At 47.1% G+C, this 26,829-nt stretch carries 22 protein-coding genes and 1 pseudogene; 11 read left to right on the forward strand and 12 right to left on the reverse strand.

Annotated elements, in window-relative coordinates; genetic code table 11:
• Nucleotides 1–33: 33 nt before the first annotated feature.
• The 5 genes from H9J30_RS07810 to H9J30_RS07830 all read right to left on the reverse strand — a co-directional run bounded on the left by H9J30_RS07810 (nt 34) and on the right by H9J30_RS07830 (nt 6,674).
• Complete coding sequence (locus tag H9J30_RS07810) at nt 34–342, reverse strand: hypothetical protein (RefSeq protein WP_240130501.1); 309 nt, start codon at nt 340–342, stop codon at nt 34–36.
• A 113-nt stretch (nt 343–455) separates the two neighbouring features.
• Nucleotides 456–833 (reverse strand): DP-EP family protein, encoded by a 378-nt coding sequence (locus tag H9J30_RS07815; protein WP_240130502.1) that lies wholly within the window; start codon nt 831–833, stop codon nt 456–458.
• A gap of 19 nt (nt 834–852) precedes the next feature.
• Nucleotides 853–4,104 (reverse strand): nSTAND1 domain-containing NTPase, encoded by a 3,252-nt coding sequence (locus tag H9J30_RS07820; protein WP_240130503.1) that lies wholly within the window; start codon nt 4,102–4,104, stop codon nt 853–855.
• 370 nt (nt 4,105–4,474) lie between these two features.
• A complete protein-coding gene (locus H9J30_RS07825; RefSeq protein ID WP_240130504.1) occupies nt 4,475–5,806 on the reverse strand; it encodes a DUF4785 domain-containing protein in 1,332 nt (443 codons plus the stop codon).
• Nucleotides 5,807–5,816: 10 nt separating this feature from the next.
• Nucleotides 5,817–6,674, reverse strand: coding sequence for a lipase family protein (locus H9J30_RS07830; protein ID WP_240130505.1), 858 nt, complete (start codon nt 6,672–6,674; stop codon nt 5,817–5,819).
• 493 nt (nt 6,675–7,167) lie between these two features.
• On the opposite strand from H9J30_RS07830, the gene H9J30_RS07835 reads away from it, so the two are divergent.
• The 6 genes from H9J30_RS07835 to H9J30_RS07860 all read left to right on the forward strand — a co-directional run bounded on the left by H9J30_RS07835 (nt 7,168) and on the right by H9J30_RS07860 (nt 13,089).
• Nucleotides 7,168–7,515, forward strand: coding sequence for a hypothetical protein (locus H9J30_RS07835; RefSeq protein WP_240130632.1), 348 nt, complete (start codon nt 7,168–7,170; stop codon nt 7,513–7,515).
• 165 nt (nt 7,516–7,680) lie between these two features.
• On the forward strand, nt 7,681–8,382 hold the full coding sequence (locus H9J30_RS07840; RefSeq protein ID WP_240130506.1) for a TetR/AcrR family transcriptional regulator: 702 nt from the start codon (nt 7,681–7,683) through the stop codon (nt 8,380–8,382).
• Nucleotides 8,383–8,459: 77 nt separating this feature from the next.
• On the forward strand, nt 8,460–9,386 hold the full coding sequence (locus H9J30_RS07845; RefSeq protein ID WP_240130633.1) for an HlyD family secretion protein: 927 nt from the start codon (nt 8,460–8,462) through the stop codon (nt 9,384–9,386).
• Nucleotides 9,383–10,357, forward strand: coding sequence for an ABC transporter ATP-binding protein (locus H9J30_RS07850; RefSeq protein ID WP_240130507.1), 975 nt, complete (start codon nt 9,383–9,385; stop codon nt 10,355–10,357). The genes H9J30_RS07845 and H9J30_RS07850 overlap by 4 nt, the downstream gene beginning before the upstream one ends.
• On the forward strand, nt 10,347–11,468 hold the full coding sequence (locus H9J30_RS07855; protein WP_240130508.1) for an ABC transporter permease: 1,122 nt from the start codon (nt 10,347–10,349) through the stop codon (nt 11,466–11,468). Before H9J30_RS07850 ends, H9J30_RS07855 begins: the two co-directional genes overlap by 11 nt.
• Before the next feature lie 334 nt (nt 11,469–11,802).
• Nucleotides 11,803–13,089, forward strand: a complete 1,287-nt coding sequence (locus tag H9J30_RS07860; protein WP_240130634.1) for an acetyl-CoA hydrolase/transferase family protein — start codon at nt 11,803–11,805, stop codon at nt 13,087–13,089.
• Nucleotides 13,090–13,182: 93 nt separating this feature from the next.
• Here H9J30_RS07860 and H9J30_RS07865 read toward each other — a convergent pair whose 3' ends face one another.
• Both H9J30_RS07865 and H9J30_RS07870 read right to left on the reverse strand, forming a co-directional pair.
• Nucleotides 13,183–13,731 (reverse strand): DUF1415 domain-containing protein, encoded by a 549-nt coding sequence (locus H9J30_RS07865; RefSeq protein WP_240130509.1) that lies wholly within the window; start codon nt 13,729–13,731, stop codon nt 13,183–13,185.
• Nucleotides 13,732–13,759: 28 nt separating this feature from the next.
• Entirely contained in the window at nt 13,760–14,353 is a 594-nt protein-coding gene (locus H9J30_RS07870) for a LysE family translocator (RefSeq protein WP_240130510.1), read from the reverse strand.
• Between the two features lie 318 nt (nt 14,354–14,671).
• Between H9J30_RS07870 and H9J30_RS07875 the strand changes: the two genes are divergently transcribed.
• A complete protein-coding gene (locus H9J30_RS07875; RefSeq protein ID WP_240130511.1) occupies nt 14,672–15,274 on the forward strand; it encodes a DUF4136 domain-containing protein in 603 nt (200 codons plus the stop codon).
• A gap of 24 nt (nt 15,275–15,298) precedes the next feature.
• On the opposite strand, the gene H9J30_RS07880 is transcribed toward H9J30_RS07875, so the two are convergent.
• From H9J30_RS07880 to H9J30_RS07895, 4 genes are all read right to left on the reverse strand, one after another.
• Nucleotides 15,299–15,859 carry a hypothetical protein gene (locus H9J30_RS07880; protein WP_240130512.1) on the reverse strand — a complete coding sequence of 187 codons (561 nt, stop codon included), beginning with the start codon at nt 15,857–15,859 and terminating at the stop codon, nt 15,299–15,301.
• Between the two features lie 253 nt (nt 15,860–16,112).
• The gene (locus tag H9J30_RS07885) at nt 16,113–16,937 is read right to left on the reverse strand and encodes a DUF2797 domain-containing protein (RefSeq protein ID WP_240130513.1); all 825 of its coding nucleotides are present in this window, start codon (nt 16,935–16,937) and stop codon (nt 16,113–16,115) included.
• A gap of 73 nt (nt 16,938–17,010) precedes the next feature.
• Nucleotides 17,011–17,664 (reverse strand): DedA family protein, encoded by a 654-nt coding sequence (locus H9J30_RS07890; protein ID WP_240130514.1) that lies wholly within the window; start codon nt 17,662–17,664, stop codon nt 17,011–17,013.
• Between the two features lie 659 nt (nt 17,665–18,323).
• Complete coding sequence (locus H9J30_RS07895; protein ID WP_240130515.1) at nt 18,324–18,824, reverse strand: glycine cleavage system transcriptional repressor; 501 nt, start codon at nt 18,822–18,824, stop codon at nt 18,324–18,326.
• 199 nt (nt 18,825–19,023) lie between these two features.
• On the opposite strand from H9J30_RS07895, the gene H9J30_RS07900 reads away from it, so the two are divergent.
• The 4 genes from H9J30_RS07900 (at nt 19,024) to phoU (ending at nt 24,694) form a co-directional block, all read left to right on the forward strand.
• A complete protein-coding gene (locus H9J30_RS07900) occupies nt 19,024–21,282 on the forward strand; it encodes an ABC transporter permease subunit (protein WP_240130516.1) in 2,259 nt (752 codons plus the stop codon).
• A gap of 59 nt (nt 21,283–21,341) precedes the next feature.
• Complete coding sequence (gene pstA / locus H9J30_RS07905; protein WP_240130517.1) at nt 21,342–23,000, forward strand: phosphate ABC transporter permease PstA; 1,659 nt, start codon at nt 21,342–21,344, stop codon at nt 22,998–23,000.
• Nucleotides 23,001–23,033: 33 nt separating this feature from the next.
• Nucleotides 23,034–23,852: a phosphate ABC transporter ATP-binding protein PstB gene (gene pstB / locus H9J30_RS07910; RefSeq protein ID WP_240130518.1), complete on the forward strand. Its 819-nt coding sequence runs from the start codon at nt 23,034–23,036 to the stop codon at nt 23,850–23,852.
• A 131-nt stretch (nt 23,853–23,983) separates the two neighbouring features.
• On the forward strand, nt 23,984–24,694 hold the full coding sequence (gene phoU, locus H9J30_RS07915; protein WP_240130519.1) for a phosphate signaling complex protein PhoU: 711 nt from the start codon (nt 23,984–23,986) through the stop codon (nt 24,692–24,694).
• 547 nt (nt 24,695–25,241) lie between these two features.
• On the opposite strand, the pseudogene H9J30_RS07920 reads toward phoU, so the two are convergent.
• A pseudogene (locus H9J30_RS07920) lies at nt 25,242–25,878 on the reverse strand (transposase); the annotation flags it as partial.
• Nucleotides 25,879–26,829 lie beyond the last annotated feature (951 nt).

A 26,829-nucleotide genomic window follows, 5' to 3' on the forward strand; every position in this document is an offset into this window, starting at 1 on the left:
AGCACAAAAAGATATGGCTGTCCCCACTTATTTTTATTGGTCGATGTGTGTTTGCTGGCCAAACAAGGCCAAAATGTGATAGACCTCGGTGGCGGTCAAGGGGGCAGAGAGTAACTGTTTATCAAAACTGATATTTTGGCCCTGTGCAAGCCCAGTGATGCTGTCGAGGAATAGCGGTAAGTTACCTGCTAAGGCGTCCAGTGGTGACGGTGCATTGAGCAGTTGCTGTAAATCGGCAGGGGTTTTCACTGGTGCAAGGGCTTGGTCGATTTCAACTTGAGTCGCGGCTTGAGCGGTTAAGGATGCGGTGATTAGAGCTAGTGTTATCAGAGTGTTTTTCATTATAATTCCATTTAAATTCAATTGGTTTTATGTATTTAAGTATGATTGTTGGGCTAGTAAAAAGGGACAGGGTTAGCTGTCCCAAGCTATCTTAGCGAATTAGGCTGTAGACCTCAGTTTTTAGGATGATTGATAACTTGCGGATCTGGGCTTAACACAAGTAAGGTATTTGTTGTATTACTTAATACAAATTGGAACTTAGTGGTACCAGGGGTTCTATCGAGGTCAACGAATTGCACTAACATACCATCGCTGCTGATGGTGACTGCATCAACAATTTCATCGAACGGGGTCACAAAACCTACACCGACAAATTTTAGCCCTTTACCGGTTTGGTCATTGAGTAGGTAAGTTACAGTACCCGCTTGAGTGATGGTGACATCACCTGGGCACTGCTGACCGTTTGCATCGGTATAGATAAATACAGGTTCTCCATTTTCTAGGGTGACATTCACTTTAATAAATTGTGCAAAGCCTTGTGGTGCCGTCATGTTTATTTTCCTTCTGTGGTTAGAATCGAATATTTTTAATATCTTTTTTTTCTAAAAAAAGAATAAGTTCTTTATGTGTATCAAGTTCCCCTAAACAATCTAGCGATTTTGCATAGGAAATCATAAATATTGGGTCTTTGTTTTTTTCAGTAAAAGGCTTTATTTGTTGTTTTACCTTTTTACATAACTCGATGCTGTAAGGTGATTGGCCAAGTTTTTTATAGATACTAGCTTGTAGTAACTCACTTATAGCAAGGTTTGCTATGTAGGTGATTTCTTGATTAAAATCGTTTACTAATTCTCTATATGATTCGGTTGCTAATTTTGCATGTTGCAGACTCTCATTTAAGTTCCCAATATTTAGCATGAGTTTTGCTTCGGATAAGAAGATTTTTGCAGAGATATCTTTGTATGTTAAGGACTTGACCAATAAAGATTTGTCATCAAAATTGATGTTAGTTGATTTTTCAATTTCCAAATATTGGCTTTTACTTGTGCTTAATTCAAGAAGTTGTGAATAAGAATAATATTTTAATCTTTTCCAACGCTCATTTTCAGGGTCTTGTTTAAATGCAAACTCAATAGTAGCAAGTCCCAAAGAGGCTTTATTCAACGCTTCTGTTAGGCGACCTTGATGACTTAAAAGTGTGGCGATGTTTTGATAACTTCCTGTGAGCCTATCGAGCAAATAAGGTTGTTTTTCAAGATTTTTGGTTGCCAAGGTTTTTTGTATTTCCTCATGGATTTGGATAGCCGTATTTATATCTCCTTGTGATACAGCTGCGCTGGCTAACCAAGATCGGGTATCGGCTACATCCGCAATCAGTTGACTATCCTCTGGTGCTTTTGCCAAGGCGAGCAATTTAAGCCTTAATGATTCCTCAAAATCTTGCTGCGCGTTAGCAAATTCCTGTTGGTTCATGGAAACAGAACCCAGCGAGTTATGGGCATAGGACAGCTCCATCAGCGCATCTTTATCCTCAGGCGCTAGGGTATACATGGTTTGGCTATAGGCTAAATACTGCTCGAAATAGGGGCGTGTGGCGGCCCAATCACTGACATCATATTTAAGCTGACCCAACCAGAAGGCATTGGCGCCTAAGGTTTTTAGCAGGGCTAAGTTTTCTGGCTGCAACTTAAGCAGCGGCAGCATTTTTTCCTGCGCGGCGAGTAGGGCGCTGCGGGCTTCATCGATTTTATTGCGTGAATAGGCGACTTCGCCCATGGCCTCTAAAGTTTGTCCATGCTGGAAGCGGGCGTCGAAGCTTAAGTACTTCTCATCGTCTTGGCTGGAGAAATCCGTGAAATATTCCAATGCCTTATTGCTGATCCCGTCGAGTAAGTCCATCCGGCCGATGCCGCGCATCTTATCGGCGAAGTCACCCACCATAAACCCGAGCAGATCTTCGGCGGCGAGGCGTTTTTGCTGGGCAAGTTTTTCGGCTTCTATACTGCGAACGCTCATAATGACCGAGGTTAAGGTGAGTACGCACAGCAGGGCGACTGTGATGCGCCTCGTCCAGCATAGGATTGTGGCGTGTTTGCTGGAGGCGGCAATAAAGTCGGTTTCCCGCTCGTCTAAGTCAAATAAGGGGTTTTGCCTAAGGCTTTGTGCCTCTTTTAAGGGTTTACCCTCGGCCAATAAGTAGGCGCTGTGTTTGGCTTCGCTTAGCCAGCGCTGGGATAAATGCTGTAGTCGGCTTTTAATACTGAGGCTGTCGTTATGTTCGCTAATCCAAGCGGTTGCCCTTGGCCAGCGGCGCAGCAGGGCTTCGTGGGCAATGCTAAAACAGGGCTCACCATTTTGCAGGTGGGACACAAATAAGCGGCTATCGACCATGGCTTGCACTAGGGCGGTTTCGGCCGTGCTTTGCAACTGCGACCAGCGGGCGGTGCGGCTGGTGATGGACTTTTCATCCTCGCGCAGGGTGACTAACAGGGATAAAATCCGCGGCAGACTGGCCTTTTCGGCATCGCTTAAATGGGAGATGGCCTGCTCGGCATTTTTACCGATAGCGCCTTCGATACCGCCCAAGGTGCGATAAACAGAGACCAATAGTTTGTCATCGTCGTTGCGTTGTAAATACAGCGCCTGCAAGGTGTATTGCAGCATAGGCAGCGCGTCTGGGTTGCTGGCAGCATCGCTACAGAGCATTTCATCGAGCGGCATGGCGGTGTCGTTATCGATTTCCCAAGTTAAATTGGCGGCAACGGCTGGCAGGCGGATCATCTGCAACAGCTCGGTGCGAGTGGGCGGCGCTAAGTCGAAATGGGCGCCGCGCGCTTTGCCCGCCATCAGGCTGGGGTAATTGACCAGCAACGGATAAAAGTCGTTACGACAAGCACTTAAAATTAACACCGCATGGGAAGTGGCAAGGCGCTCTAATAGCTCGATAAAAGCGCTGCGCTCGGCGTCGCTAAACAGCGGCGATGATAATAAGACTTCTAATCGGTCGATAAATAAGGCAAAGCGAGGTGTAGCATAGGTGTGATTCTTAAGGCTTTGTTTACATATTTCGATAATGCTCTGCGGATCTTGCTCAAGCTTGGCGGCAAGCGTATCGGCGCTCATTCCCTCAAATACTGGGGTGTCGTTTAGCTCCCAGTCGAGCATGGCACTGGCCAGATCGGTGAGCAGTTGTCCTTTGCTGACATCGGCAAAATCGAGGCTGCTGTAGGCCACAACTCCAACACCATTAAAGCCATTGGCGGCCATAAGGTTAGGCAATACACCAGCATTGATTAAGGAGGATTTACCGCTACCACTGGGGCCCAAAATTAAGCAGAAGGCTCGGCCAAACTGGATTTGTTGGCTAATGCGATTTAACAGCGTGCTAATTTGCTCGCTGCGGCCGAAGAACACGTCGGCATAGTTGGCGCTGTAGGCTTGCAGGCCCGGAAACGGCGAGCCGCCTTGCCAAGTCTGTGGCGTGGCGCTGGCCTCGTGGCCGACGGGAAAGCGAACCTCGGCTAAGGTGCGATAGCCACGTTTGCGAATGGTCTCAATGTAACGGGATTCGGTGGCGCTATCGCCAAGAGCACGACGTAACTGGTTGATAATCTTGTGCAGCGGGTTATCACCGGTATCTACCCCCGGCCAGCAATGGCTGACAATTTCGTCGCTGCTGACTACTTCACCGGCGTTTTGGCAGAGAAACAACAATACATCCATCGCCTTAGGTTCAAGTTGTTTAACTTGTTTACCAAGGAGCAGGCTGTTGGCGCTGGGATTGACTTGCCATTCACCAAAAAAAAATGTGCTGTCACTCATAGGATTTCCATTGCTTGAGCATCGACTAAGGCGGGGGGATCGCGGTGCCGTTAGCCATTGTTATTTTTATATTCCATTTGCATATTTTGCGATGGGGTTTTGCCTCAAAACATTGGCATTATGCCTAGACTATTTGTTATTTAAAAGCAGTAAGCTTTTATAATCAATGTAAATTTTATCTTGAAATTGTGACAGCATTTTGTACTGAGACCCATGTGTTGTCACAGGGTTGGGGGATTGCGCGATAATTGTACTTTCGCTAGGGTAAACGCTTGGCTCGGCTGCATTAACTCGGATGACGGGTAAAAAAAAAGAGTGCCCAAGGTGGGCACTCAAAGCGGTTGGGAAGGGAGAAATGGGTTAAATTGAGTTAGCGCGTAAGCACCAGTGCGTTGGCCTGAAAACTTAACCGTGCCATTTGCCCTTGGTCTTGCAGCTCTAGCTCGTTGAGTTCAAAGGGTGGTTGCAGACCGGATGCTTGGATAAGTTTGGGGTCAAACATCAGCTTAAGTTTGGGGGATTCGGGCGTTAACCAAGTCGCCGCTTGGGTGCGCATGATCGCCACTTTTTGGCCCTCGGCATTGGTGCCCGTTAGCACGCCACTAAGGCCAAAGCGTCCCGCCTCGGCGACAGTTAGCTCAAAGTTGACTTGATTCGGCACGCCTTTGTCCCAGATGGTCAATACTTCGGGCTTGATACTGGCCGAGTTCACATAGGACTTAAAGGCGGTTTTCACCGTGCGCTGCACTGGGCGGCCATCAACCTGAGTCTGGACTGTGACTTCGATTTCACTCAGCCCGGCATTGCTGCTGGCAAGGGGCAAGTCTGCGGGCACTAAAGCCTGCCATTCATCCCCCTGTTTCACCATGGTCAGCGCTTGCTCTGTGCCATCGGCTTGTTTGAGTTTGGCCTGAGGTGCAAATTGATTATTGCTTTGGCTTAAATTGAGTTTTATCCCAACCGTTTGGGCATCAGCCGCAATCGCGCTGGGCGCCTTGATGCTCAGTTGATAGGGCGAGCCTTTTTCCTTCACGTTGACCAAATAGTTGGCCTTAGCGACCAAGGTCTGGCTGACTTGCAGGCGATATTCTCCGGCTGTGGCCTTTTCTGACATTTGTAGCGCGCTGGAGTCATCGGCGAGTCCTGCGCTGGCTAAGGCGTCGGCGCTCACCAGCGATTTAACCAAAGATTCAGTCGCTTGTGGGCTGTTGGCGTTTTTGCCCTGCGGCGTTTGACCCATCCGCTGAATTTGCACTCGCTCGGGGGCGACCGCCTCGGCATGCATTAAGGCACCACTACTAACATCACCACGGGGCGCAATCCGCACTAAACTGCCTGCTTGGCTTAAGTTAAGCTGCACGCCGGCATTAAGCTCAGCGCCGGTGACATTGAGCCAATATTCATCACTTTGGCTTGCTTGCTCGAGTGCGGGCGTGCTGGCGTGATATTCACCATAAAGTGGGGTGATAAAGCTGACATAATCGGTACTGGTATTAATCGGCGCGAGGGTTGGCGAGGCGATATGGGTATCGACTATGTCGCTATCTGTTGGCGCTGATAAGGTTACGCCCTTGGCATACAGTGGGCTGGCTTCTTTTTGCGGCTCAGGCGTAGTCGATTCATCCTGACAGGCCGTGAGCAAGCCACCTAAGATAATGAGGCTGACAAGTTTGCTTAGGTTGCGAAATGTAAAAGGTGGCATAGTGGGCTCCTTAAATATGATTGCGGATCAGCGTGTCTAAATTAAAGCAAGCACGGCGACTTTGCTGATGGCTAAGCGGCTCTTGGCCCCGAGTTTTTTGTTTATCGGTAAACCAGACTGTGCCTGCGGCTTTTTGGGAGCTGCAATTTAAGAAGCCGTCGGAGCAGCTATCGAGCCAGTTTTGGGTAGTCTCGAGAGCGACCTGATATTGATAGCCTGCACAGTAACTGTCGCTGTCCCAAATGGCGGAATCCACATCCGAGCCGACAACCACTTCAAAGGGTTTACCTAAACTCGGGCGACCGGCGGTGCCAAAGAGCCATGTGTTGTTGTAGTTTGCCATCCAGCCGACTTGTTGCTGTTTGACTGCATTACTGCCATAACCTAAGAGCCAGCCTAGGGTGGTTTCGAATACATTGCCTTGATTGACTGCATCGGCCAGCGGCGTGCCGCCACTCGATGGCGCGAGGGCGATGACTCTGGAGGTGGCGTTAATCACCGCAGGATAACGGCTGTCCCATGTGGGGTTGGATAAAATCCAGCGCACCACATTACCGCCATTGGAATGGGTTAACAGGATTAAATCATCAATATTTTTTGCTTGGATAAAGCTATTGAGCTGAGTGGCGAGGCAACCCGCAGCGGTTTCTTCCCACATATATTGGTCAAAGTCGCAGTTAATCACGGTGTAGTTATTGGGGACGGGGATCCCTTGGCGCACCGAATTTACAAACTCCGATGTCCAATAGTCGGCTAAGGCATTGGTTTGTTTTCCGGTTCCGTGGACAAAGGCAATACCTGTTGCGGCAAACACAACGGGGCTGACAGCTAACAGACCCAAGAGCATTAAGGTGGTTTTTATCTTCATGGGCGTTTCTCATCTCTTAGTGATTGAGCGCGGCCTTACAATGCATTGCAATCGTGAACGTTAATCCGGTGTCTGTGCCGATTAACGTTAAGTTGCACTCTGGTGCAAGGCAATTTTATGCTGGTTTTAAGGAATGCTGCGCAGTAAAACCACTGGGAGTAAAAGTTTACAAGCTGAGTGACCTTGCTATGGCAGGCAGGGTAGACTCTTACTCTGGCTTATTAACCTAGCCGCAACATTTTTGGCTGGCAAGTAAAAATTCATCATATAATTTAATGACATAGCGACAATCTTTTGACTTTGTTTTAATATGGTCTAAATGAAAGCTAATTGATTGATCAGTAACTGCTAATAAAACGTATGGCGTATTTTGCCGTTTGAATTAGCAGGCATGGCTCAAAAATGAATTTTACGTTAACGTTTCGAACTCTTGAGCGTTCGATCGTGTTTTCACACTTATAGGGAGGCGCCTTTGGCCATCACACAACAGGAAATGAGCCGCTGTTTAACCGATCTAAATTGCCGCAGTAATTTTTCGGTGAAGAGCATTACCGAATATATGTTGCCAGGCACGAAGGAAGCCTTTTATCTGCATATGGAGGGCAAAACGCCGCAACTGATTATTCGCCCGGCGTTTGAGATATTTTCGGGTGAATTTACCTCCTTAGCTGGCGTGCATGCTAAGTATGACTATTACCACAGTGCGGAAATGACGCGATTTCCCAAACGCTTACATAAAAGCCTTAACGAAACCCACTATGGATTGGCCTTTAGTTTTGATTCCATTGAGGCGGCGCAGCAATTTATTGAGCGCTTAAGTACTATCGTTAAAGGGGCATGACGCGCTTAAGCAATAAACTAAAGTGATGAACTTAAGCTTTAAACCTCGGGTTTAAGTATTTAGGTTAAATTCCTCAATTTGAATCAAAATGAGGAATTTAACTGCTGCCTTTTCAAACAGCTTTTCAGTATATTCATCAGTAGAAGAATTCTGCTGGAGCTTGTTATGCCGCTCACTCCGACTCGCCCTAGAGGTGTAATCCCCTTTACTGCTCAACTCGAACACTTACAGGCTGCGGGTCGCCCCAAAGGCAATTCTGATGCGCGGCAACGGCTGATCACCGCCGTAGTCATTCTTTTCAGTGAACGAAGTTATCAAACTGTTTCTACAAGAGAAATCGCTCGAAAGGCCGAAGTGGATGCCGCGCTTATCCGCTATTATTTTGGCTCTAAGGCGGGATTATTTGAGCAAATGGTGCGGGAAACCCTCGCGCCTGTTCTCACGCGTTTAGGCGAAATCTCAACGACTCAGGCTCCGAATACGATTGGTGAATTGATGCAAACCTACTATCGGGTAATGGCGCCCAATCCAGGGTTACCGAGGTTGATTATTCGCGTGTTGCAAGAAGGCGATGGCACTGAAGCCTATCGGATCATGTTGTCGGTGTTTGAGCAAGTGTTATCCCTCTCACGCCAGTGGCTTGAATCGACATTAGTCAACGCAGGCCTATTAAAGGAAGGGCTCGATCCCAATTTGGTACGCCTGAGTTTTGTCAGTTTAATGGTGTTTCCACTTATCGCGCCGCCCGTGTTAATTCGCCAGTTTGGTCTTTTAACCACCCAAGAAACTGATTTGCAACGTTTAGCACTGCACAATATGCAGGTGTTTACCGAGGGCGTATTGCGATTGCCAAGGAGTGAGTCATGAGTTTATCCAAGGGGTTAGCAGCTGGTAAAAGCGCGCTGTTGCACAAAGAATATGGCGCAAACATCACCGTGGTGATCATGTTTGCGGCTGCATTGCTTCTGCTGGTGGGCTGTGGTGATGAATCCCCCCGAGTGCTGGGCACGGTTGAGCGCGACAGGTTAACGCTCACTGCGCCCGTGGGGGAGTTAATTCATAAGATCAATGTGGTCGAAGGGCAGCAGGTAAAGGCGGGCGAGGTTTTGCTTGAACTCGATAGTACGGCCATTAATGCTCGGCTTGCACAGCGCCAAGCGGAGCTAAAACAAGCACAGGCCAAATTCGATGAGGCTGTGACAGGTGCGCGCTTGGAAGACATAGATAAAGCCCGCGCCGTGCTCAATGGTGCCAATGCCAGCGTGAAAGAGGCGCAGCAGAGTTTTGAGCGTACGCAACGGTTATTTAAGACTAAGGTGCTCAGCCAAGCGGATTTAGATGCGGCGCGCGCAGCAAAGGATACCAGCCTTGCTAAGCAGGCCGAAGCTGAGCAGAGCTTAAGATTACTGCAAAACGGCACTCGCAGTGAGCAGGTCGAGCAGGCTAGATCGGCCGTGGATGCGGCAATCGCAGCCGTGGCGCTGGAGCAAAAAGCTCTGTCGGATTTAAGCCTTGTCGCGGCACAGGCTGCGACGGTCGATACCTTACCTTGGCGGGTGGGGGATAGGGTGGCCGCAGGGAGCCAACTCATTGGTTTATTGGCGAGCGAGCGCCCCTTTGTGCGGGTGTATCTGCCTGCAACTTGGCTCGATAGGGTCAAGGCGGGCAGTCATGTGGACATTTTAGTCGATGGTCACGCAGCACCAATTGCAGGCACAGTGCGCAATATCCGCAGCCAGCCCGCTTATACCCCTTTTTATGCGTTAAACGAGCGCGATAGAGCAAGACTGATGTATCTGACCGATATTGATATTGCCGAAGAAGGGCAGAGTTTAGCCACGGGAATGCCCCTAGAGGTGCGATTGCCATGAATGCAGCATTTGCCATCGAAACCCATGGAATGACCCGCGCCTTTGGTGGCGTAAATGCGGTGGAAAATCTCGATTTAGCCATTTCTAAGGGCACCATTTATGGATTTTTAGGCCCTAATGGCTGCGGCAAATCAACCTCCATCCGAATGCTCACTGGGCTGCTCAGTCCCACCTCGGGGGATATTCGGGTGTTGGGTGAAACCTTGCCCGGCGCCGAGGAAAAACTGCGCCGCCGTATTGGTTATATGACGCAAAAATTCTCCCTCTACGATAATTTATCGGTGCGGGAAAACCTTGAATTTGTCGCGCAAATTTATGGGCTTAACCGCCGAGCATCAAAGCTGCGAATAGCCGAGTTAGTCACGCTATACGATTTAGTCGGCCGCGAGAAACAAATGGCGGGCTCCATGAGTGGCGGCCAGAAACAGCGTCTAGCCTTGGCCGCTGCGACTTTACATCACCCCGAGCTGTTATTCCTTGATGAGCCAACATCGGCGGTCGACCCTGAAAATCGCCGTGAATTTTGGGAGCGATTATTCGATCTCTGTGCCCAAGGCACCACGATTTTAGTCTCGACCCACTATATGGATGAAGCCGAGCGCTGCCATGGTTTAGCGATTTTAGAGAAGGGGATAAAACGTGCCGACGGCTCGCCGCAACAATTGATGGCGGCCATGGGCGCTAGGGTGGTTGAAGTCTCTGGCGACGATTTACGCACACTAAAACAATCGCTGCTAAGCGACCCCAACATATTATCGGCGGCGCAGATTGGCAGTCGTTTACGGGTATTAGTGCAAAGTTCTATTGAAGATCCGCTGGCTTGGTTAAGCCCGCAGGTGGCGGGGCGGGCACTGACAGAAGTTCGTCCCAGTCTTGAGGATGTGTTTGTGACCTGCACGGGCGGGCGGGCGCAGTTATCACCTGCAATCCTTGGCCATGTTGTGCAAGGGGAGGCCAAACATGCTACGTAGAATTTGGGCGGTTGTGGTCAAAGAACTGCGGCAGTTATCGCGGGATCGCATGACCTTCGGCATGATAGTGATGATCCCCTTAGTGCAGTTAATGCTGTTTGGTTATGCCATCAATACCGATGCACGTCATTTGCCGGCAGGCTTAGTGAATTTAAGTGATTCATCCTACAGTCGAGCCTTAGTCCAGGCGGTTGAGGCGACGCAAGTGGTCGATTTTAAACGCAGTTATTCGAGTGCAGCACAGGCGGAGGCGGCCATTACGCGGGGCGAAGTGAAAGCCGTGTTGTATTTAGGGGCCGATCTGGATGAGCGTTTAGTACGCCATCCAGCCTTTGCGGGGCAGGCCTATTTTGCCGAGCCTGTTGGCCAGTGGCTGGTGGATGGCTCGGATACCGTGGTGGCATCGACCATTCGCAGTTTAAGGCAAATGCCGCTGGATGATATTGCTGGCAGGGTGCTCAAATCGAATCCACCCAGTTTTGAGGTGGTGCAGTATTTTAACCCCGAGCAGCGCTCGGTGGTGAATATTGTCCCTGGCTTATTGGGGGTAATTTTGACTATGACCATGGTGATGTTTACATCGGCCGCGATAGTGCGCGAGCGTGAGCAGGGCAATATGGAATTTTTAATCACCACACCCGTACGGCCGCTGGAGTTGATGCTGGGTAAGATAACGCCTTATGTATTAGTGGGTTTTGTACAGGTGACGATCATTTTATCCGCGGGACATCTATTATTTGATGTGCCTATCCGAGGCGGGATCGACTCTATTGCCCTTGCCGCGATGTTGTTTATTTGTGCCAGTTTAACCTTAGGTTTGGTGATCTCGACCATAGCCAAAACCCAGCTGCAATCGATGCAAATGACGGTATTTATCCTCTTACCCTCGATTCTGTTATCTGGCTTTATGTTCCCCTATGAGGCCATGCCCGCGGCGGCGCAGTGGATTGCCGAGGCCTTACCAGCAACGCACTTTATGCGCATGTCCCGTGCGATTGTGCTGCGGGATGCCCAGGTGAGCGATTTGCAATTTGATGCGCTGTGGATGATAGGTTTTACCTGTTTAGGATTGCTGGTGGCGAGCTTGCGCTTTTCCAAACGTTTGGATTAGCTGGTGACAATGGGAGTTTAAATGGCGTGCGGACTCACGCTTTAGGCGTGAGTTTTGATTTAACGCAAAGTATGCGTAAAGATTTGGACTAAGTAGTTGAAATGGATATTAGTTACTTTAGAACTCGCTTACACTGCTGCTAACAAAATGTTCCTTTTATGTGACGGCTTAGCGTATCCCTTAGCTCGAAACGTGTAGAGCGATATGTGTAAATCGATACGTGAGGTTATCAGCTCAGTAAATGTGAAGGCCTATCTGGCTGACCAGCGCGATGCGTATTAATGTTGCATCCCACGTAAAAGGAATGGGGATTAGCTTAGTGAAGGAATTCTGTATGCCTGCGATTGTGTGTCAAAGTGCCCTCGAAGCGGTTTCGTTAATCCGAAGTGGTGAAACACTCTGGACCCATTCCATGGGGGCAACCCCAAAAGTGTTATTAGATGCGCTGGCAAAACATGCGCTCACTCTCGATAATATTACGTTATTACAGTTGCATACCGAAGGTGCTGAATCTTTAAGTCATCCCGATTTGCGTGGTCATTTGCGCCATCGCTGTTTTTTCGGTGGGGTACCTACAAGGCCGTTATTGCAAAGTGGCGATGCCGATTATGTGCCGATTTTCCTCTCGGAAGTGCCCAAACTGTTTCGTAGCGGCGAGCAAAAAATTGATACCGCGATTATCCAAGTGTCGCCGCCCGATAAACACGGCATGTGTTCCTTAGGCATTTCGGTTGAGGCGACTTTAGCCGCTTGCCAAGTGGCGGGCAAGATCATCGCCCATATCAATCCACAAATGCCGCGCACCCATGGCGATGGCTTTATCCATATCGATCGTTTTGCCGCTGTGTATGAGCAAAGCGCCAGTTTGCCTATCCATTCCTTTGCCACTGGCGATGCCGTGAGTTTGGCCATAGGTCGGCATGTGGCCGAATTAGTCCGCGATGGTGATTGTTTGCAGATGGGCATTGGCGCGATTCCCGATGCGGTGTTGTCCTGTTTGACTGGCCACAAGGACTTAGGTGTTCACACTGAGTTATTTTCAGACGGGATTTTGCAATTGGTTGAAAAGGGCGTGATTAACAACAGTAAAAAACGCTTTTATCCTGGAAAACTGGTGACCGGTTTCGCCCTAGGTAGCCAGAAGTTATACGACTATGTGGATGATAATCCAGCGGTTATCTTTATGGATATCGAGCAAGTCAACGACACGTCTATTATCCGTAAAAACCCCAATGTAATGGCGATTAACTCGGCGCTGCAGGTCGACCTTTCTGGCCAAGTTTGCGCCGATTCGATAGGCACTAAGATTTATTCGGGCGTGGGTGGCCAGATGGACTTTATCCGTGGCGCGGGTTTGTCCGAAGGCGGCCGCTCTGTGATTGCACTGCCTAGCACTGCGGCGGCGGGGCGTATTTCTCGTATCGCTAGCGTGTTATCTCCTGGAGCTGGCGTTGTGACCACCCGTGCCCATGTGCATTACATAGTGACCGAATATGGCGCGGCAAACCTGCGTGGTAGCTCCCTGCGCGAGCGGGCACAGGCCTTGATTAATATCGCCCATCCGGATTTTCGTGAGCAACTGAGTCGCGATGCCTTTGAAGTATGGGGATTAAATTTATAGCTCATAAAATCATGGTGTTATGTCTTGGTTATGAGTTTGCCGTTGAGTTGGTTGCTGAGATGCTGGTCGCATGTGCTATTCACCGTGATGAAGCTATTTCCCCATGCACTCTGCGAGTAATTTAATAAAAAACTCGCTACCTTTACGCTCACAAAACTGAATATTGCGCTCGGGGATCGATTCAGGGTCGTTGTAGTTAGCCAGGGCTAACTCCATACTGGCCTCGCGAATAATATGCAGGGTTGGATAGGGCGCGCGGTTGGTAAAATTGGCGGCCGAGTCCTGTGGTTCATCCTCGAAGCAATAGTCAGGATGAAAATGCGCGAGCTGATACACGCCTTCATAGTCGTTGTCGAACAAGGCGTCATTCGCCATATCAACGAGATCGAGGTAAGTATAAAAGCCCTCAAAACCCCGCGGCAGAATAAACAGTGTGGTTTCGTGCTCTGGGTGGGCATCTAGGTATTGGCATTCTTCAATCAAGGCCTTAAGCACTAGCTTGACTTTGGTTTGTTCAACAACGAGATAGCGAATACTGCCACGCTCCACCTCACGTCTGGCGAAGGGGCAAATATTGTATTTCATGATCACTTTTTTCACCCAGTTATCGGTTTGTTGAGTGATCAGATCTATCTCATTCATGCTAATGCTTAACTCGTGTTGACCAAAATTAGGGGGCGATCATAGGGATGATAGACGCCACAAGCAAGACAGCCATAGTGATATTGAAGATCTTCTGCTGGCGTTCGTTTTTCAAAATACGTTTAAGTGCCACACCAAACCCAAGCCAAACCACGGCGCAGGGAAAAGCCACACATAAAAACACTGTGGCAATAGTGACAACTTGGGGTGTGAGATCCTGTTGTACAGAGGTGAAAGTGGCTATCGCGCCTACCGCCATAATCCAGCCTTTAGGGTTAACCCATTGAAATGCTGCGGCTTGCAAAAAGCTAAAGGGTTTAGCGATGCTTTTTCCCTCCATTTTGCTACTGCTGTTGGCAATCAGCCAAGACAGGTACAGAAGATACACAATCCCAATCACCTTAATGACTTGGTGAATAATGGGATAAGCTTGGAATACAGTGCTTAGTCCTAAGCCGATGGCGAGGATCATAGTGGGAAAACCAAGACTTATGCCCATCAGATGCGGAATACTGCGTTTAACGCCAAAGTTAACTCCAGAAGTCATCAACATAATATTGTTAGGCCCTGGGGTGATCCCCGACGAGAAGGCAAACAATGCGATAGCGAGTATTAACTCCATAGATAATTTTCACACCTTATTTATTGTTGTTTTTAGCATTGTGAGTCGGGATATTCCCCGATTGTTGCGCTATGACTATGCAAGTAGCAGTCGCTAGGCGAGGCATTCTAGCGGGTAAATGGTGCTGCGCCTATACACAGTTCGGGCTTTATAAAGTAACAAATCATAACGAATTGGGAAGAGGCGAATGCCCAGATACAACTTAGCTTTGACGCTTGTAGATAACAACGTTTTAACACTATGATGTATATCGACTTTCAGTCTTGGAAATAATAACTATCCTTAAGCTTCAAAAATAATAGCAATAAGGGAATGAGTATGAACTTACCGCAAACCATATGGCGTGTAATGACGTTGCTGATTTTTGGCCTAGTAGGACTCACGGCCTGTGTGACTGTTGAAGATTCGCAACCGCTGCGAACCACAGTGGTGACTTCGGGGGATTTGAGTCAATTACCGCCCCGTGCTATGACCTACACTTGGCATCCAACAGTGCAGAAGATCTTTGTTGATGACAGGCTCAATCAACAGCAAGTCCTACAACATATGCAAGAGACGCTTAAAAAAGTACTGTTGACTAAGGGTTATCGCTGGGTTGAAGATCCGCTATTAGCTGATTTTCAAGTGGGTTTTGGGATTGTGATGGGTACGCAAATATCGGATGAGCAGATATTAGCCGTGGCTGGTTTAGTACCTGGGTTATCAAACCAAGGCGTTGATCCTAAAAAATACGATAAAGGTTCCGTGCTGATTAGCTTTTTTAAACCGACAGGAATAGTCGGTCAGCCTTATGAGATGGTATGGCGAGTTCTTGCCCAAGGATTTGCCAATATTAAGGATATGGATGAAGTGAGAGCCCGCTTCGATGTGTTAATCGATGAAATGCTGTCATCGCTACCCGTCACCCAAGCGGTGAAATAGGGGGCTATAAGCCCATATCCCTAGTTAATGCTCTGGACTAGGGATATGGGTATTGAGGAATTCCTTTATAAAATCAAAATCATCCACATTCATTTCGCTAGTCGTGAAGTACACTTGGCGGTGAGTATTGGCAAAGTTGATAGTTAAGCTACGTGTGCCTTTGTATTTTGTGTATTTTGCACTGGTAATTTCATCCAATGGAACAAACTGTTGCTTCATATCAAAACCTTGAAATTCGGCATCGTAGACATGAAAAATAAGGCCTTCTTGATAGATATCAATATAATAGCCATCAAACCCCGCTTCGGCTAGTTTACGCTGTTCATGTTTAGCGGCTTTACCCAGTCTGATCGTTTCAGAAATGATGAAATAGACGAAGAAAATTGCTATAAAAACGAATAACACGACAATAACAGTAAATCCTATATCCCATGGTTCTGCCCATAGGGATGCCGTGAGTTCCTTCCAGGGGCCGCATGCTACTATCAACGGAAGTATCCAAAGCAAAATTATTCCAGATTGCTTATCACGTAATTTTTGTTGGAAGGCACAGCGACGGATAAAATTTTGAGGTCCTTGTTTCATAAAAATATTCCATATAAAGATTATTTTACCTTGGGGAAAGCTGTAGCCGTTTTCATCTATACGGATACAAGGCTTAAGTTCTTCGGGGTAATAATGTGATTACGGTAATCAATCGGCCTAGGCGCTGACACTGCTTCAATGCTTTAGTATGGCTATGTCGAGGTTTCAGTCTAAGCATGTTGATGTTCACTATAAGCGTGTTGATAGCCATGACAGCTAGCAAAACGCTTAGTTTTATGAAAATTAAACTATATTAGTCAGTTAACGCTACGCTCACTTCATAGGCGGTAAATTTACGGATATTAATTACGCCGGTATCAAAGAGTAAATATTGGCCCTTAATGCCCTGTAAAATCCCGCTGACCACGGCTTCTTTATCAAAGTTATGCGAGGTGATTTTTTTCGGGAATACCTCAATTGGATAATGAATCGTTTGAATATTTTCCTGCAGTCGCTCGATGCTGTAATCGCCTTTTTGCATACCAATTTCATGCAGCTTAGCTTCGATGTGTGGGATAAGCTCTGCCGCCTTAGCCTGTAGGTCGATATCGTCCGCATGGCCTTTCAGCATGGCTTGCCAGTGGGTTTTATCGTTGATGAGCTTGGCTAATTCCACTTCTACTAAACCTGATATTTGTCGTGTCGCCACTTTAAAAATCGGTAAACCTTGAGTTGCGCCCTGATCTATCCAGCGGGTTGGCAGTTGAGTGTGGCGGGTGATGCCGACTTTGATACCCGAAGTATTCGATAGATAAACATAATGCGGCACAAAACAATGGCTTTGCGCCCACTCTGGCTCGCGGCAAGTACCTTGGTCAAAGTGACAGGTTTCGGGCTTCATGATGCACATATCGCAGCTGGCGAGCTTTTGCATACACACAAAGCAATGGCCCTGCGAATAGCTTTTTTTGGTCTTTTTACCGCAGTTACAGCAGAAGATGTTACCCGTGTGGGTAAGGGTTAGCGGCTTGCCGATTAAGGGATTCAGTGGCAGCAACTCTTCACCAACCACCAGTTGATACTGTACTTGTTGCGCCTCATCTAAGTGTGCGCGCAACTTTTTTAGCGTTCCTAACATAGGTGTTCCTAGTGTTTATTATGTCACTGTCGAGCGGGGAGATTAGGTCTTGGCCTAAAAATGTGGGCAAGGATTATAGTTTTTTCTTTTTGCGTAACCATTTGTAAATTAAAGTAACTATGCCAGAGACAAGTAACACAATTGGTAAGTACACGATAATGCTCATAAACTGAGTTTGATATTCGTTAGCAAGTTTACTGTGACTAATCACATAGCCAAAACCGACTAAAGGGGTTATCCACATCACAGAGCTGATGAAGTTTATCACTAAAAAGCGGCTCCATGAGACGCCCGTAGCACCAATAATATAGGGGTAAATGGTGCGTACAAACGGGATGTAACGCGCGACGAGTAAAGTTAGTATTCCATATTTATCAATGAGATGAAGTGCTTTTTGCTGATGTTTGTCATCTATGTGTGATAACAGCTTGTGGTACATTTGTGTATGTCCAAGGAAATAGCCCTGCAAATAGCCCATTGCTGTACCAATAAATGTCGCCAGCATTAACAGTGGTACTATCCCCATGTGAAGAACATCTTGATATATCAATACTCCGGTGAGTATGAGTAGTGTATCTCCGGGTAAAAAAGCGGTCGGGATGAAGCCATTTTCCATCACCAAGAAACATAAAATCACCGCGCTGACCATTAACGTCACATTTGGGTTTGATAATACCGCTAAATCATTATGGATCATGGCTTGCGCGAGTTGATATAACTGATCCATACGCACTACTCCTTGGGATAGGTGATTGAAATGGAGGATATAGCGCTATTGTCGTTTGAAACGGTGTGCTCCGAACACTAAATCTGCTATGCCCTTTGGCAGGTTGAAGTTTATCAAAGCATCCTGATTAGGAAAGAGATGACTTCATTAAACTTTGTTGATTTTGCTGCTAAAATGCTCAATGAGTGGTTGATTATTTTAGTTTTATCTTAAGACGTCTCAGTTCATCCCCCTGTTATATCGTGTTCGCGAGCTTTAAAAAGTGGCTTATAAGGTGTTTATCTAGCATGTTTAAAAGCATATCGTCATAAATATAGCATGTTAGACGTAGCAACTATTTCTTATTACTAGGGCGTGTTGACGTTTCTGGGGTATTTTTGCAGCAATTTGGCTTACCGTTTATGCAAAGCAAAGTCCGTACGGTGTCGTTATTCTACATAAACGGACGATAACGCAGCAGAAACGGTGAGCCAAATGCTGCCCGAAGGGTTCGTCTGGCAAGCCCTTGCGCTTACTTTCTGTCATAAGAGCCGCTCGTCATTTGAGTAGAATAACGACACATCATTCCTCGTTTCGCGAGCACAAACTTACCAGGACGAACAAAATCTCATCTCGAAATGTCAACACGCCCTAATCACATGGCGCTGTTTAGCCTGCAACTAGCGGGTTAATTTATCTAAAACTAAATCATCGCCTAGGGCATAGAGTGATTGCACCAGTTGCTCCTCTTGGGCCAATTCGGTTAAGCCTAACCCTATGGTGGCCCGAAAGAGTGCAATACCTGTGTGGCCTGCGGTTTCAAATTGGCTGCTAAATTGCTCGATATTGATGCCAAGGGTGGTGATCCGATTGGAGATATCTAGCACCAGCCCTGGTCTATCGTAGGAGACCAAGCTGTAGCTGAGTCGCCTAATGGGTTTAAGTGCAATTGAGGTTTTAGCATAGGTGAGTGTGAGGCCGTCGATACACTCTAACGCTTCAATCAGCTCATCTATGCGCATAGATGGCACTTCGAGTAACAATATAGCGGCAAAAATACCATCAATATGACGTAGCTCTGAATCTAACCAGTTGCCGCCATGGCGACTCACAGCATGGGCAATCTGCTCCACTAATCCTTTTCTATCAGGTGCTTGCAGTGTGATTAAGTATCGTAGCATGGCGACTGACTCCTATTTTTTGTAAAAGGCACCTGTTTTACAACGGGGTGTAACACAACTGTCATCTTTGCGTCATATAATTCATCGCACTTAGAATGAAGGGTGTTGTTATTGCTCAGTTTACGCTCGAACAGTGTAAGCATAGCATTTCGCAATTCCTAGCGAAAAAACTCACAGGCTTTAATAATAGAGGTTCTTAATGGAAAGTCAGGTCATTCAACCTGGTTCTGCGCCGCACAGTATGCTGAAAGGCGGACGTTCAAGTCGCAGGGCATTTAAGGATAAAGCGGCTCAAATTGGGGTCACGATTGGCGGCACTATGGTGTTTGTCGCTTTATTGTTGATCTTCTTCTATTTGCTGTACGTGATTAAACCCATTTTCGACAGCGCAGATGTGACTCCAGTAAAAAGCGTGAGTTATCAACATGCTGAAGTCGCGACCCTGATGGTCGGTGCCGATGAGCAAAATGAGGTTATGTACCGTGTGGCCGTTGATGGCCAAGTGGATTTTTATACCGTTGCCGATGGCAGCTTACTTTCTAGTTTTACCCCGCCATTGCCTGCAGATGTGAGCGTGACCAGCGCTGCGGTTGCCGCGCCGAGTGAGCAACGCTTTGCACTTGGTTTGAGTAATGGCCAAGCCCTTATTGTGGGGATTGAGTTTGGCTTAAGCTATCCCAATAACAAACGCCTTATCACTCCTAAATTACGCTACAGTGCAGGTGAAACGCCGATCACGATTGATGAATCTGGCAGCGCAATCCAGCATTTAGCCTTTAGCTTTAGTAGCGATAAAATCACCTTTGCCTATCAGGATAACAATGGTACTTGGCGTTTAAGCCGTCTCGAAGGTCAAGAAAACATGATGACCGAAGAGATTGAGTGGACAACAACAAGTTCGCTGCTCCCCGATGCGCCTAAAAAAGCCGCGCACCAATTGATGACGCCAGATCAACGTCAACTGATGCTGCAGATGGGCAACAAGGTGTTTATCTACAATATTCGCGATGCTGAAAATGTTGATTTAATCCAAGTTATCGACGCTGAAAAGGACAAGTCTAAGGTTAACAATATTGCCTTACTTGCCGGTGCGAGCTCGATTCTGGTGAGTTATGACACAGGCGTGGTCACGCAATACTTCCAAGTGAATGGTCCTAAAGGCCGTTTATACCAAGAGATCCGTGAGTTTAGCGATTTAGCGCCAGTCGCCTCCATTGCTGCTGAGTTTTACCGCAAAAGTTTTGCGGTGGTCAGTCCCGAGGGCGAGTTATCGCTGCTATACACCACCAGTGAACGCGAATTGTTTGATAAAACCTTTGACCTTAAAAACCCGGGAGCCATGGGCTTTAGCCCTCGCTCTAATAGCTTAGTGGTTGAAGCAAACAATAAACTCAATATCTTCCAAGTCGAAAACTCCCACCCCGAAGTGTCTTGGAGTGCGCTATGGAACAAGGTCTGGTACGAAGGCTATCCAGAACCTCAGTTTGTCTGGCAATCAACCTCAGGTAGTGATGACTTTGAGGCCAAATTAAGCTTGATGCCACTGGCCTTTGGCACTATGAAGGCTGCGCTCTATGCCATGCTGTTTGCTGTGCCATTAGCGATTGCTGGGGCGATTTATACTGCTTACTTTATGTCGCCAAAGGTGCGCGGCATAGTGAAGCCGACCATTGAAATTATGGAAGCCTTACCCACGGTTATCTTAGGTTTCCTCGCGGGTCTGTGGCTAGCACCACTGGTTGAAGAGCACCTGCCGGGCTTATTAATCTTATTGATTTTATTACCAACGGCCATTTTAGTGTCAGCCTATTCTTGGAGCAAATTACCCGGTAAATGGAAACAACGTTTACCTGAAGTGTATCAGGAGCTGATGTTGATCCCTGTGATTTGCTTTGTGGGTTGGTTCTCCTTTGCCATCAGCCCAATGATTGAGGTGGCGCTGTTTGATGGTAACACTCGCCAATTTATCACTAACGAATTAGGTATCACCTTCGATCAACGCAACGCGCTGGTGGTCGGTATCGCCATGGGCTTTGCGGTGATTCCAACGATTTTCTCGATAGCGGAAGATGCGATTTTCTCTGTGCCACGCCATTTATCGAACGGCAGTTTGGCGCTCGGTGCAACCCCTTGGCAAACCTTAACTCGCGTTGTGCTGTTGACTGCCAGCCCAGGGATTTTCTCTGCGGTGATGATGGGCCTTGGCCGCGCGGTAGGTGAAACCATGATTGTACTGATGGCCACAGGTAATACCGCCATTATGGAATGGAGTGTGTTTGAAGGTATGCGAACGCTGGCAGCTAACATTGCGGTAGAAATGCCTGAATCGGCAATTGGCAGCTCACACTATCGTGTGCTGTTCCTCGCGGCCTTTGTTCTGTTCGTATTTACCTTCTTCTTTAACACGGTTGCCGAAGTGGTTAGACAACGTCTGCGTGACCGCTATAGCTCGCTGTAATGGAGATAACATAATGATACTAAATACTATTTCGCCAGTGACCTTGAGAGGTTTGTGCAATGGGTAAGTGGGTAAAATCAGGCTCGCCATGGATTTGGATGACAGGCGGCGCGGTGAGCATCAGTTTGATTGCAGTATTAGGCTTGTTACTGCTGATTGCATGGCGCGGATTAAGTTACTTTTGGCCTACGACAATTTATCAATGGGAACTGGAAGACAGCTCGGGTGTACGTTCAACCTTAATCGGTGAAATCTACGATAGGGAAGAAGTACCCACTGAGCGTTTAATTGCCGCGGGTCATGTGTTTAAACAGCAACCCGATGAGTTTGTTACACGTTACTTAGTGAAAACGGGTAACCGTGAGTTTGTCGGCTTAGATTTTCGTTGGATATTAGCGACTGACATTATTAGCCGCTCCGAGCCTAGCGATGTTGCCAAACTAGAACGAACCAAGAACGGTAACTTTTATGGTTATCCTGTGGCCGTGATTGAAGATGGTAAACGCCTAGATTTGGTTGATGATGCCATTGAATCCTCTCTAATGGATCATATCCACCGTGCGGTTGAGTTGTCTGATAAGGCGCTGAAATTACAGAAACAAGATATCGGTGCAATCAACTATGAAATTGAGCGTTTGCGTTTAAAGGAACGCCGTTATGAACTCGATGGAGAGTTGACCGATTCCCGCAAGCTTGAGTTGGCAGCAGCAAAAGACGCACTGCAGAAAGATTATTTAGTACTTGAAAAACAACTCTTTGCTCTGCGTGATGAGGCTGCCCGTGACTCTGTGGTTGTGCGTGATATGCGCGGCGTCGAGGTTGAACTTAAGCTTGATTCCGTGTTGGACGTAACCTATGTGAATCACTTAGGCGTTATCGGCAAAGTCAGTCATTGGTTTATTGGCTTAGGTCGTTTCCTTATGGATGACCCCCGTGAAGCCAACACTGAAGGCGGTGTTTTCCCAGCGATTTTTGGTACCGTGTTTATGGTGCTGTTGATGGCGATAATCGTGACGCCATTTGGTGTTGTTGCAGCCATTTACCTACACGAATATGCCAAAAAAGGTCCGATTACTAAGATGATCCGCATCGCGGTAATCAACTTAGCCGGTGTACCTTCAATTGTGTACGGGGTATTTGGTTTAGGATTCTTCGTGTACATGATGGGCGGTTCAATCGACCAACTATTTTACGCTGAAGCCTTGCCATCACCGACCTTTGGTTCGCCTGGGGTGATTTGGTCGGCGCTGACATTAGCGATCCTGACACTGCCAGTGGTGATTGTATCGACCGAAGAAGGTTTAAGCCGTATTCCGAGCGCAGTACGTCAGGGCAGTTTGGCGCTGGGTGCAACTAAGGCTGAAACCCTGTGGCGGATTGTGATCCCAATGGCAAGCCCTGCGATTATGACAGGCTTGATTTTAGCCGTAGCTCGCGCTGCGGGTGAAGTGGCACCGTTAATGCTGGTGGGTGTGGTGAAATTAGCACCGACATTGCCATTAGACTTTAACTTCCCGTTTGTGCATTTAGAACGTAAATTCATGCACTTAGGGTTCCATATTTATGATGTGGGCTTCCAGAGTCCTAACGTTGAAGCGGCACGTCCTCTGGTATACGCCACCTCCTTTTTGCTGGTAACAGTGATTATGGCACTGAACTTAACCGCAATTAGTGTGCGTAACCACTTACGTGAAAAATATCGTTCGCTTGAGCATTAATCAGCGATTATCCTGAAAGTATTAGGACTGAATATGATTTCTATAGATTCGACAGCCATGAAAACCAATAATTTTGACTTAGCAAATTTGAGCCAGGACGATACCGCACTCGAGATCCGCAACTTAGATCTACGCTATGGCGATAAGCAAGCGTTGTTTAATGTGTCAATGAAGATCCCAAAAAAGCAAGTGACTGCCTTTATCGGCCCCAGTGGTTGCGGTAAATCTACCCTGCTGCGTTGCATTAATCGTATGAATGATCTGGTGGATAACTGCCATATCGACGGCGAAATTTTGCTACACGGTCAGAATATTTATGACAAGAGAATTGACGTAGCGGCACTGCGCCGCAACGTGGGAATGGTGTTCCAGCGTCCAAACCCGTTTCCTAAGTCAATTTACGAAAACGTAGTGTATGGCCTGCGTTTGCAGGGGATTAATAACCGTCGTGAGCTTGATGAAGCGGCTGAACGCTCACTGCGCGGCGCGGCAATTTGGGACGAAGTGAAAGACCGTCTTCACGATAATGCCTTTGGCTTATCAGGCGGTCAGCAGCAACGTCTGGTCATCGCTCGTGCGATAGCCATCGAGCCAGAAGTATTACTGCTCGACGAACCGACCTCTGCCCTTGACCCGATTTCAACCTTAACCATTGAAGAGCTGATAACCGAGCTGAAAACCAAGTACACAGTGGTTATCGTTACTCACAACATGCAACAGGCGGCGCGGGTATCGGATCAAACCGCCTTTATGTATATGGGTGAGTTGGTGGAATATGCTGATACCAATACCATTTTTACTACGCCGAAAAAACGTAAAACCGAAGATTACATTACCGGACGTTACGGTTAATCACCTTGCGATTGGCAGCGATAAAGTGATTGATGGACGATTAACCACATAAATGCCACCGCCTAGAAATGAGCGTTAAACATTGCAAACTTCATCTAGGCGTTGATACAGTTGAGTAAAAGGTTGGCCAAATGGAAAATATGAATTTAAACAAACATATCTCTGGGCAATTTAACGCCGAGTTAGAAGATATTCGTAACCGCGTACTCGCCATGGGTGGCTTGGTTGAGCGCCAGTTAGAGCAGGCTATTGATGCGTTAAGTACTTTAGATGCTGAATTAGCACAAAAGGTGATCTTGGGTGACCATAAAGTCAACGGGATGGAAGTCTCGATTGACGAAGAATGCACCCGCATTATCGCCAAGCGTCAGCCCGCTGCGAGCGACTTGCGGATGATCATTGCGATTTCAAAATCCATTGCTGATCTTGAGCGCATCGGTGACGCCTGTGTACGTATTGCCAAGGCAGCATTAGATAAGCGTTTGAATAATCAGCAGCCGTTATTAGTCAGCATTGAAAATATGGGCCGCCATGCGATTCGTATGCTGCACGCAACGCTCGATGCTTTAGCGCGTATGGATGCTGAGTCCGCGCTGGAACTTCACAAAGAAGATGCCAAGCTCGACCGTGAATACGAGGGCATTATCCGTCAACTAATGACCTATATGATGGAAGATCCACGCTCAATCCCTGACGTTTTAGACGTACTTTGGGCTGCCCGTGCGGTTGAGCGTGTAGGCGATCGTTGTAAAAATATCTGTGAATACATTATTTACTATGTGAAAGGTAAAGACGTTCGCCATACTTCCTACGAAGATATGGAAAAGGATATGAAGAGCTAAACGCCTTTTACTACAAGGGTTTATCCTCAAACGCTCTGCCTAATCCGCAGAGCGTTTTTGTTTAAGGGGATAAATGGGAAGAGGGTACTTGAGTAGACGGCAAGTAGGTTGGTGAGTTTGTTCGCTATGAGGATGGACGAGCCATGGTATTTGCTCAACGACACGCAGCAAGTCCTTCCTTGGATGCTCGACCGCCCAGTCTGATGTGAATGGATTCACGAATGCTGCGATGGCATGGATGCCAAAGAGCGGCCATGGGGCGGACGGTCGTCTCGCTAATCACCATGGCTCACCTGCTTAGCATCGTTGTTGGCTGTAGGTTTCAAAGAGACACAGCATGCTTTGGGACAAATGCATGCTATGTTTTGCGCGAAATTATCTCCATTTCGGATAAACAAAAATAATCCTAAACGCTGAGTCGTGAGCAACTTAAGGATGTAACGCTTGGCGCCATCGAATTGGACGAGTGACTTGTGGTGAATATGAGCTTGATTGGTTGAGGAATCAGTTTGTGGCGTTGAGATGGCTAATGAACGATTGGGTGAATTTAGCGAGTTAATTCGCTCCTGAATCGATGTAAAATCAGAGGATTGCAAAGAATCGGCAATGCCTGCTCTGATTGGATTTAAATCGACATACATCATGCACGCGAGCAAGGCTTGCTCATCTAACAGTGCTTGCGATTTAAATCGGCCTTCCCAAAAGGCGCCTTTACACTCATCTTCACGATTGGCCTTGCGGGCAATTTCTTCATTTAAACAGCGCATAAACCAAGAAATACTGCTTAATCGCTCATGCCATTCGGTAATTAACTCATCCAGTAATATGCGTTCACCGTCGATTAATGTATCTCCATTCATATACTTAGTCGCGACAGCATGGCCTTTAGTAATTTGGCACCAACGGCTGATAATGTCTTTTTGCGTTAACGATTTGGCCTTATCGACATCTATTTTAAGGACTAAATGATAGTGATTGTTCATCACCGCGTAAGCGCAAATATCGATACAAAATATCGCAGACAAGGCTTTGATTTTATCAACAATCCAGCCACGTCGATGCTCGTAACTACGCCCCGAAAGCTTATCCTCACCGCACAAAAAAGCCCTTCTAACACAGCGATTTATCACATGATAGAAGGGTGTTGCATTAGCATCAATTAGCTGTCTTCTGGCCGAAGTCATAGCAAACTCCACACAGACAAAATCAGGATAATTTAAAGCCTAGGTGAAGGTGCTGAAAAACACAAAAAGATATGGCTGTCCCTGCTATTCATAGTCCCTGCTATTCATAGTCCCTGCTATTCATATTTAAGCCTTGTAACGTCTTAGTATTTATGCGCTGCACTGTTTGCAGGGCATAAATCGCTTGTTGGACTTAGTCGCTGTAACATCCGTGCCAATTGGTTTAAATGATGCTATAGGAATTTGCTTTTTTGCGGTAGCAGTTTTTTATACAGTTTAATGGGTAATCACTTGATATTGTTTTAGCTTTCTCATTCTTTTACGCTTATTTTTGCTGATGAATCGCTATCTAACGACTCAAAACGCCAAGGAATACACCTCCCCTCGGAGTTGCCGCAGGGCGAATAGACAAATTGCGTGAGTCTCGCCATGGATGGCGAACTAGCTTTCGCAGGTGCAGGGACGCATCCTTCGGAAGCGATAGCAAATTTGTCAATGAGCACAAGGAGCTTTCAACTCCGTTGGGGCGTCTTGGAGCATCCAAGGAGGATAGGACGAGCAGTCCTCCTTGGTCGGGTGTGGGGTGAAGCCCCACGACTTTGATTTTGATTAAAGCGTTGAAGCTACAAAAAAGAAGGAATACATAACTTCTAAGTCAAACCATCAACTTTTCTATAAGCAGAGCTTTACATGGCCTATTGCGTTTTTGAGCTGCGAAACACACTTTGGGGCAAAAAGCTTTTAGCTAGATGAACAGTTCAATGGTCGTAAAGATTGTCATTGTTGCAACTGTGACCGTTGGCGGCATGGATGCCGCCGTCGAGCCCTCAGGGATGAGTTTATGGCGTGTCACTGGTGAAATAGCTTGCCAAACACGGTGGTCAGTTTAAGCCAGTTATCATGGGTTATAAATCCGTCCATATATTCTTTAATAAATAACACTATCGACTT

The organism is Shewanella cutis (genome assembly GCF_022410515.1).
GTDB classification, from domain to species: domain Bacteria; phylum Pseudomonadota; class Gammaproteobacteria; order Enterobacterales; family Shewanellaceae; genus Shewanella; species Shewanella cutis.

Excerpts from the sequence above, each read along its gene's own strand:
- H9J30_RS07810 (WP_240130501.1), bottom strand. The coding sequence starts at position 342 with ATGAAAAACACTCTGATAACACTAGCTCTAATCACCGCATCCTTAACC.
- H9J30_RS07815 (WP_240130502.1), bottom strand. The coding sequence starts at position 833 with ATGACGGCACCACAAGGCTTTGCACAATTTATTAAAGTGAATGTCACC.
- H9J30_RS07820 (WP_240130503.1), bottom strand. The coding sequence starts at position 4,104 with ATGAGTGACAGCACATTTTTTTTTGGTGAATGGCAAGTCAATCCCAGC.
- H9J30_RS07825 (WP_240130504.1), bottom strand. The coding sequence starts at position 5,806 with ATGCCACCTTTTACATTTCGCAACCTAAGCAAACTTGTCAGCCTCATT.
- H9J30_RS07830 (WP_240130505.1), bottom strand. The coding sequence starts at position 6,674 with ATGAAGATAAAAACCACCTTAATGCTCTTGGGTCTGTTAGCTGTCAGC.
- H9J30_RS07835 (WP_240130632.1), top strand. The coding sequence starts at position 7,168 with ATGAGCCGCTGTTTAACCGATCTAAATTGCCGCAGTAATTTTTCGGTG.
- H9J30_RS07840 (WP_240130506.1), top strand. The coding sequence starts at position 7,681 with ATGCCGCTCACTCCGACTCGCCCTAGAGGTGTAATCCCCTTTACTGCT.
- H9J30_RS07845 (WP_240130633.1), top strand. The coding sequence starts at position 8,460 with ATGTTTGCGGCTGCATTGCTTCTGCTGGTGGGCTGTGGTGATGAATCC.
- H9J30_RS07850 (WP_240130507.1), top strand. The coding sequence starts at position 9,383 with ATGAATGCAGCATTTGCCATCGAAACCCATGGAATGACCCGCGCCTTT.
- H9J30_RS07855 (WP_240130508.1), top strand. The coding sequence starts at position 10,347 with ATGCTACGTAGAATTTGGGCGGTTGTGGTCAAAGAACTGCGGCAGTTA.
- H9J30_RS07860 (WP_240130634.1), top strand. The coding sequence starts at position 11,803 with ATGCCTGCGATTGTGTGTCAAAGTGCCCTCGAAGCGGTTTCGTTAATC.
- H9J30_RS07865 (WP_240130509.1), bottom strand. The coding sequence starts at position 13,731 with ATGAATGAGATAGATCTGATCACTCAACAAACCGATAACTGGGTGAAA.
- H9J30_RS07870 (WP_240130510.1), bottom strand. The coding sequence starts at position 14,353 with ATGGAGTTAATACTCGCTATCGCATTGTTTGCCTTCTCGTCGGGGATC.
- H9J30_RS07875 (WP_240130511.1), top strand. The coding sequence starts at position 14,672 with ATGAACTTACCGCAAACCATATGGCGTGTAATGACGTTGCTGATTTTT.
- H9J30_RS07880 (WP_240130512.1), bottom strand. The coding sequence starts at position 15,859 with ATGAAACAAGGACCTCAAAATTTTATCCGTCGCTGTGCCTTCCAACAA.
- H9J30_RS07885 (WP_240130513.1), bottom strand. The coding sequence starts at position 16,937 with ATGTTAGGAACGCTAAAAAAGTTGCGCGCACACTTAGATGAGGCGCAA.
- H9J30_RS07890 (WP_240130514.1), bottom strand. The coding sequence starts at position 17,664 with ATGGATCAGTTATATCAACTCGCGCAAGCCATGATCCATAATGATTTA.
- H9J30_RS07895 (WP_240130515.1), bottom strand. The coding sequence starts at position 18,824 with ATGCTACGATACTTAATCACACTGCAAGCACCTGATAGAAAAGGATTA.
- H9J30_RS07900 (WP_240130516.1), top strand. The coding sequence starts at position 19,024 with ATGGAAAGTCAGGTCATTCAACCTGGTTCTGCGCCGCACAGTATGCTG.
- pstA (WP_240130517.1), top strand. The coding sequence starts at position 21,342 with ATGGGTAAGTGGGTAAAATCAGGCTCGCCATGGATTTGGATGACAGGC.
- pstB (WP_240130518.1), top strand. The coding sequence starts at position 23,034 with ATGATTTCTATAGATTCGACAGCCATGAAAACCAATAATTTTGACTTA.
- phoU (WP_240130519.1), top strand. The coding sequence starts at position 23,984 with ATGGAAAATATGAATTTAAACAAACATATCTCTGGGCAATTTAACGCC.